Consider the following 7,396-nt stretch of genomic DNA (forward strand, 5'->3'; position numbering starts at 1 on the left):
ATCTGACTTCGGGTGTGGAATTTATTTACGAAAGCCAATTGAACTACACCATGGGGATTCGATTTGTATGGCCCACATCGTCAACCACGCTGACGCAAGCGAGTGCCAACCTTTATAACCCCAGTACGGCCGATATGTTCCAGCCGCTGGTGCGCACGGGTGCTAAAACTGACGGTGAAACCACCACCTATGGCGTTTATGCGTTGGATACTATTACTTTGAATCCACAATGGGAGGTCAGTGTCGGACTGCGTGCTGACCGTTTCCATACCAAAACCGATACCACTACCCGCCAGGCAGCCGTCACTGCACCTGCACCACAACTTATTCCGGTAGGCACCCTGCTTGCGCGCAATGCCCATGTGACCGATGAGTTGCTGAGCTGGAAGTTGGGCGGTGTATACAAGCCAACAGAAAATGGTTCTATTTATGTTTCCTACGCAACTTCCGAGTTGCCCCCGGGCGGCGCTAACTTTACGCTGAATACTGACCCTGCAACGCAAGCGGCTGGCAGCAATATCAACAACCCTAATCTCGATCCGCAAAAAGGTACCAATATGGAAGTGGGTACCAAGTGGAATTTGTTGAACGATACTTTGTTCTTCACTGCGGCTGCGTTCCAAAGCACCAACGAAAACGAAATCGCCACCAACCCCGATGGCTCATCCACTGCGGTAGGTGAAAAACAGGTAGAAGGTGTTGAATTCGCGTTAATCGGTGCCCTGACTAAAGCATGGCAATTGAACGCGGGTATCGCCTTTATGGATACTGAAATTGTGCGCGGTAACCGCACTGCAGCGAACAATGGTGCAAGTAATAATGAAGGCGGTGTAATCCAGTGGTCGCCTGAAGTGACCTTCACTTTATGGAACACCTACACCTTTGAAAATGGTTTGGTACTTGGCGGTGGTGCGCGTTTTGTTGACACTATGGCCAGCTCCAGTCTTACCAAAGCAGAAGCACAAGCGCTCCGTTCGGTATTGGAATTTGGCGATTACTGGGTATTTGATGCAATGGCCTCTTACCCGATCAATAAAAACCTTACGTTGCAGTTAAACGTACTTAACTTGACTGACGAAGAATATATCGGCAGCTTGAATAATGCAGGTTCACGTTATTACCCGGGCGCTCCTTTGTCCGCACGTTTGGGCGTAAACTTCGCGTTTTAATTGATCGACATAACGGCGAATGCAGGGGCGCAATTTATTGCGCCCCTTATTTATTTGGTAATAAACGGGGCGCGATAAACCTTATGCCTACGAGAAAATTATGCTAATCCATATCCCACAATTACTCAGCAAGCAACAAGTTGCGGAATGTCGTGCACGTTTGAATCAAGCTCAATGGGTTGATGGTAAGGCGACGGTGGGCGTGCAGGGCGCGCAAGTCAAACGTAATCGCCAGCTGGCGGTGGATAATCCTGTTGCGCGAGAGTTAGGTGAAATTATTTTAACGGCACTTTATGCCAATCCGCTGTTTATGTCTGCAGCGTTGCCATTGCGTGTAGTCCCACCATTATTTAATGCATACGCTGGTGGCGAGCATTATGGTTTTCATGTCGATGGTGCAATTCGCTTAGTGCCCGGCAGCAATTTAAGTTTGCGCACTGATGTTTCTTCTACGTTATTTTTATGCGAGCCGGAAGAGTACGAAGGTGGTGAGTTGATCGTGCAGGATACTTACGGCAGTCACGAAGTAAAATTGCCCGCAGGCGATTTGATTTTATATCCCTCTACCAGTTTGCATCAGGTCGCACCCGTCACCCAAGGTGAGCGTGTGTGCAGTTTTTTCTGGACACAAAGCATGGTGCGCGATGATTGGCAGCGCAATTTGTTGCACGAGCTGGATTGCAATATTCAATCGCTGCGCCAAAAAGTGGGCGACACAGAAGAGCTGGTTGGTCTCACTGGCCACTATCACAATTTATTGCGGCAGTGGGCGCAAGTCTGACGCGCGGAATTGTGCAATAACTGTTAATTCCTACTGCTTTTTTCTAGCTCCATCACATGTGCGGGTTATACTCGCCGCCACAATTAGCGCGCCAGTTTGCCTGGCGTTTTTTGATGATGGGTCTAGCGGTATAACACTATGAATCTGCCTGTTTCCAAACACCGTTTTTTTCACTCCCGAATGGGTGCAATTGCATTACTGGTTTTTGTATTGATTGTTGTTGGGCTGCTGTGGCGCAATGTATTTGCCGGTGACGAGACTGATGTGGTTTATACCACCGAGCCAGTTATTCGTGGTGATATTGAAAATTTGGTGACGGCGACAGGGACATTGCAGCCGCAGGATTATGTCGATGTAGGCGCACAGGTATCTGGTCAGTTAAAAAAGTTACATGTTGAAGTTGGTTCGGAAGTAAAAGCGGGCGATCTTTTGGCGGAAATTGATGCAACTGTCTACGCTGCTAAAGTGGATGCAACCCGCGCGCAATTGCGCAACCAGCAAGCGCAATTGCAGGAGCGTGAAGCGCAGTTAACCTTGGCAGGGATTAATTTCAAACGCCAAAAAAATCTGCTGAGCGAAGATGCGACTACGACAGAAGCAGTTGAAACGGCCGATGCCAATTTAAAATCAGCTCAGGCGCAACTCAAATCCTTGCAGGCGCAAATCCAGCAAACCGAATCGACCTTGCGTGTCGAAGCCGCGAATCTTAATTATGCCCGCATCTATTCCCCTATTGATGGCACGGTGGTGTCGATCACTTCGCGCCAAGGGCAGACACTCAATACCAACCAAATGGCACCGACCATTATGCGTATTGCTGACTTGTCTACCATGACCGTACAAACTCAGGTATCAGAAGCCGATATTGGAAAATTGCGTGTCGATATGCCGGTCTATTTCACTACGCTCGGCAGCCAGGGGCGTCGCTGGTACAGCAAGATTAATCGCATACAGCCTACGCCGGAAGTTCTCAATAACGTGATTTTGTACAACGCGTTATTTGATGTTCCCAACGAAAGCCGTGTATTGATGACGCAGATGAGCACGCAAGTCTTTTTTATCGAATCCCAAGCGAAAGATGTGTTGTTGGTGCCTATGTCTGCGGTGAGTTTTTCACCACCGCGTGGAGATCGTCCGCAAGGCGAGCGTCCGAAGGGCGAGCAAGCAAATGCACCGCAACCAACGGAACAACAAAAAGCTGAGTGGAAAAAGCATCACGATAAAACAAAAGAAGGCGTAGATAAATCTGCACACCGCCCACGCCCCGCCATGGTTAAAGTAATGGGCGACGATGGCGATATTGAAGAGCGTAAAGTATTGGTAGGTGTCACTAACCGAGTGCAAGCGCAAATCATTGAAGGCTTGAATGAGGGCGAAAAAGTGGTGAGCGGCAGCTCGCGCCCAAACCAACAAAAGCCGGTCGCTGGTATGGGGATGGGTGGTCCCGGAATGGGTATGGGTAGACGTTGATGAACGTTGTTAATTCTATTCAGCCGCTAATCAAATTGTCTGGCGTTACCAAAACGTTTCGCAATGGTGAAATTGCGACTCAGGTATTGCATGGCATTGATCTGGAAATTTACCCCGGCGAGTTTGTTGCCATTATGGGGCAATCGGGTTCGGGCAAATCCACCTTGATGAATATTCTCGGTTGCCTCGACCGTGCAACGACTGGTGATTATTTATTTAATGGCACCAGCGTTGCGACTCTCGATACTGACGGGCTCGCGCAATTGCGCCGCGAAGCCTTTGGTTTTGTATTTCAAAGTTATAACTTATTGGCGGGCGCTACCGCCTGTGAAAATGTGGAAATGCCCGCGACCTATTCAGGCATGACTCCTGAAGCGCGGCGCGAACGCTCCACTGCATTATTAAGTTCGTTGGGTTTGCAGGAACGCTTGCATCATCGCCCCAACCAATTATCTGGTGGCCAGCAACAGCGCGTCTCTATCGCCCGTGCGCTCATGAACGGTGGGCAAATAATTCTCGCAGACGAACCGACAGGTGCGCTTGATAGCCACAGCGGTAAAGAAGTGATGCGCTTGCTAAAAGAATTATCAGCGCAAGGCCATACTATTATTCTTATTACCCACGATGCAGAAGTTGCACATCATGCCCAGCGGTTGATTGAGATTCGCGACGGTAAAATTATTGCTGATCCGGGCCCGACTATTCCAACGCAATTGCCAGCAGAAGAGCATGCGTTGCACGGAGCACCAAAAGTTAAAACAGAAATTCTGGAAGCGACCAAAACCGCATTCCGCTCCCTGCGCAGCAATATTTTCCGCACAGTGTTAACCCTGTTGGGAATTGTGATTGGGGTAGCGTCGGTAATCAGTATGCTGGCGATTGGCGATGGCGCAAAAAAATCGGTAGTGGATAGCATCAGTGCTATGGGCAGCAATTTATTGTTGGTGCGTCCCGGTGGCCCAACGCAGCGTTTTCGCTGGGACTCGGTAACGCTGGTGCCGGAAGATGTGGATGCAATTGCAACCTTGCCACATGTTGCGGCTGCATTACCTGAGTTGAATGGCAGTTTCACTTTGCGTTACGGCAATATTGATCACTCAACTGAAATCAGTGCAACCGCTGCGCAATTTCCCATGGCTCGCAAATGGGATGTGGCCCAAGGTGCTTTTTTTACTGATGAAGACAATAAAAATTACGCAACAGTGGTGGTGTTAGGTAAAACCGTTGCCACAAAATTATTTGCCGATAAAAATCCACTCGGTGAATTCATCATCATTAATAATGTGCTGTTTCAGGTAATCGGCGTGATGAGCGAGCGCGGCGCTGACCCTGGCGGGCAAGATCAGGACGATAAAGTCTTTGTTCCCTTCAATACGGGTAGCTTGCGGGTGATAGGCCAGCGATACCTGCGCAATATTACTATTTCGGTCGATGACGAAAAAAATATGGAAGAAGTGCAAACCCGTGTCCATGCCTTGATGATGGAGCGACACGGTACGGAAGATTTTCAGATTCGCAGCATGTCATCGTTAATCGATATGGTTTCTGAAACCCAAAATACCATGACTTTTTTACTGGGCTCCATTGCAGCGATTTCACTGTTGGTAGGCGGCATAGGTGTGATGAATATTATGCTGGTCAGTGTTACGGAGCGCACCCGTGAAATTGGTGTACGCATGGCAACCGGTGCGCGCACACGCAATATCATGCAGCAATTTTTAATTGAGGCGCTGGTGGTATCTGCACTCGGTGGAGTGATTGGTGTTGTTATCGGGTTAAGTACGGCCATGTTAATTGCCAATTTTGGTACGCCGGTAGCCTATTCATTGGGGCCGGTGATTATGGCATTTAGCTGCGCATTCTTAACGGGTTTGTTGTTTGGTTATTTGCCTGCGCGCAAAGCGGCTCGTCTCGATCCGGTTGCAGCCTTGGCGACGGAGTAATGGTTATGCAATTCCACTTAAAAGCACTCGCGTTTAAACAATTGTCGCTGGTGATCGCATCACTCTTCGTTGCAGCTTGTACATCCACAGCAGTGCCAAAACCGGATGTCAATTATGCTGGCAATTATTCTGTGGCTTCTACGCAATCCGATATCGAAACCATTGCAGTAGATTCACATTGGTGGCAGTCATTTCAATCAGCGGCGTTAAATGAGTTGATGCAAGCCGCGCAGCAACAAAGTCCGGATTTATTAATTTCGGCAGAGCGCGTAAGGCAAGCTGAATTGCAAATGCGTATTGCTAATGCGAGTTTGTTTCCCTCGCTCAGCGCCAGTGCCTCCAGCGGTGAATCCCGCTCCACCCCGGATGGCGGTAGCAATACCCGCAGTGAGTCTACCCGTATCGGTGCCAATATCAGTTATGAAGTGGATTTATGGGGTGGTATCGCGGCTGAACGCGCATCTGCAAAGGCTGGTTATGACGCGACACGTTACGATCAGGATGCTGCAACCCTCAGTATCAAAGCGGCTATTGCCAGCGGCTGGTTCCAGTGGCTCGCGTTGCAGGAGCGTATTGCAACGGCGCATAAAAATATTGCCATCGCTGAACGTGTGCAAAAAATTGTGGATGCACGTTATAACAACGGTGCCGCAACTGCAGCGGATGTTGCGCAACAGAAAACCAATTTACTGACCCAGCGCTCTTCGCTGTTGCCATTGGAGTTGCAAGCGCGTCAAACCCAATCGGCATTGGCAATTTTGTTGGGGAAAACACCACAGGAATTTTCACTCGCAGCAGAAAACTTGTTAGCTATGCACGTGCCGCAAATTGCAGCGGGCACACCGGTAGATTTGGTGGCGCGTCGTCCGGATTTGGCGGCGAGTGAAGCGGATTTGCGTGCGGCTAATGCCAATATCCATGCTGCACGTGCGGCGTTATTGCCGGGTATTAGCTTGGGCGCAAACGCGGGTAAATCTGCCAGTGAGTTATTCAGTTTGAATCCGGCAACCCAGACATCCGGATGGACATTGTCGCTCGCACAAACCCTGTTTAACGGTGGGCGTCTGGTCAATCAAAAACGTTTGACTGAAGCGCGTCAGAGCGAATTGTTGTTGCAATATCACAAGGCCATTTTGACGGCCTTGCAAGAGGTGGATAACGCACTGGTGACAGCCGATATCAGCCAGCGCCAGGAAACCAGCCAACAGGAAATTGTTGCCAATGCCGAGCGCAGCTTGCGTTTGACGGAAGCGCGTTACCGGGCGGGCACCGACGATTTGTTATCGCTGCTGGATGCGCAGCGCAGTTTATTTCAGGTGCAAGATTCATTGGTGCAGCAGCGGTTGTCGCGTTTGAGTGCCGCAGTAGATTTGTATAAAGCGCTCGGCGGTGGTTGGCAGTTGGCACAGCAAGATGCCGAATAAATAAATTAAAAATCTAAAAAAACAAAAGACCGTGTTAAACATTCACTATTTTTTTACTGGCATGGGGACATAAAGTGCGCAACGTTTTATTCCAGATTCACTGGTTCTTGGGGATTACTGCCGGCGTGGTGCTGGCAGTTGTGGGTCTCACTGGTGGTTTGATGAGTTTTGAGCGGCAGATAATGGATGCTATCAGTCCATCCATTGTGCGTGTAGAAGTGCGTGGTGAACGTTTAACACCGGATGCCATTGCTGAGCGTTTTCGCACGCAGCGCGATGGTGCACGTGTTGAGCAAATTACGCTCTGGCCTGAAGCAGATCGCAGTGCATTGATTCGTGTTGCGCCGCCGCCGGGTGAGCGTCGTGGTGAGGCCGTTTATATCAATCCTTACAGCGGTGAATTGCTGGGAAAGATAAACGGCGAGCAATTTTTTCGCACTGTGCGTTCTTTGCATCGTTGGCTATTAATTCCATCGGAAGAGGGCGGTATTAATATCGGCCGCCAAATCACCGGTTTCAGTGCCTTTGCATTAGTGTTTTTTGCGTTATCGGGGCTGTATTTGCGTTGGCCAAGGCGCGCGCTGAATTGGCGCAATTGGTTTCGTATTG

Annotated in this window: 6 protein-coding genes; all 6 read left to right on the forward strand. The window is 49.5% G+C overall.

Going from position 1 to position 7,396, the window contains the following annotated elements; genetic code table 11:
• On the forward strand, positions 1–1,169 hold a 1,169-nt coding region (locus ACWA6V_RS14055; protein ID WP_449523080.1), incomplete at its 5' end, for a TonB-dependent receptor domain-containing protein.
• Between the two features lie 100 nt (positions 1,170–1,269).
• Complete coding sequence (locus ACWA6V_RS14060; RefSeq protein ID WP_449523081.1) at positions 1,270–1,950, forward strand: Fe2+-dependent dioxygenase; 681 nt, start codon at positions 1,270–1,272, stop codon at positions 1,948–1,950.
• 138 nt (positions 1,951–2,088) lie between these two features.
• A complete protein-coding gene (locus ACWA6V_RS14065; RefSeq protein ID WP_449523082.1) occupies positions 2,089–3,420 on the forward strand; it encodes an efflux RND transporter periplasmic adaptor subunit in 1,332 nt (443 codons plus the stop codon).
• Positions 3,420–5,363, forward strand: coding sequence for a MacB family efflux pump subunit (locus ACWA6V_RS14070; RefSeq protein ID WP_449523083.1), 1,944 nt, complete (start codon positions 3,420–3,422; stop codon positions 5,361–5,363). Before ACWA6V_RS14065 ends, ACWA6V_RS14070 begins: the two co-directional genes overlap by 1 nt.
• A gap of 5 nt (positions 5,364–5,368) precedes the next feature.
• Positions 5,369–6,787, forward strand: coding sequence for an efflux transporter outer membrane subunit (locus ACWA6V_RS14075; protein ID WP_449523084.1), 1,419 nt, complete (start codon positions 5,369–5,371; stop codon positions 6,785–6,787).
• Positions 6,788–6,861: 74 nt separating this feature from the next.
• The coding region (locus ACWA6V_RS14080) for a PepSY-associated TM helix domain-containing protein (RefSeq protein ID WP_449523085.1) at positions 6,862–7,396 on the forward strand (535 nt) is incomplete at its 3' end.

The sequence above is a fragment of the Cellvibrio sp. genome (assembly GCF_053579595.1).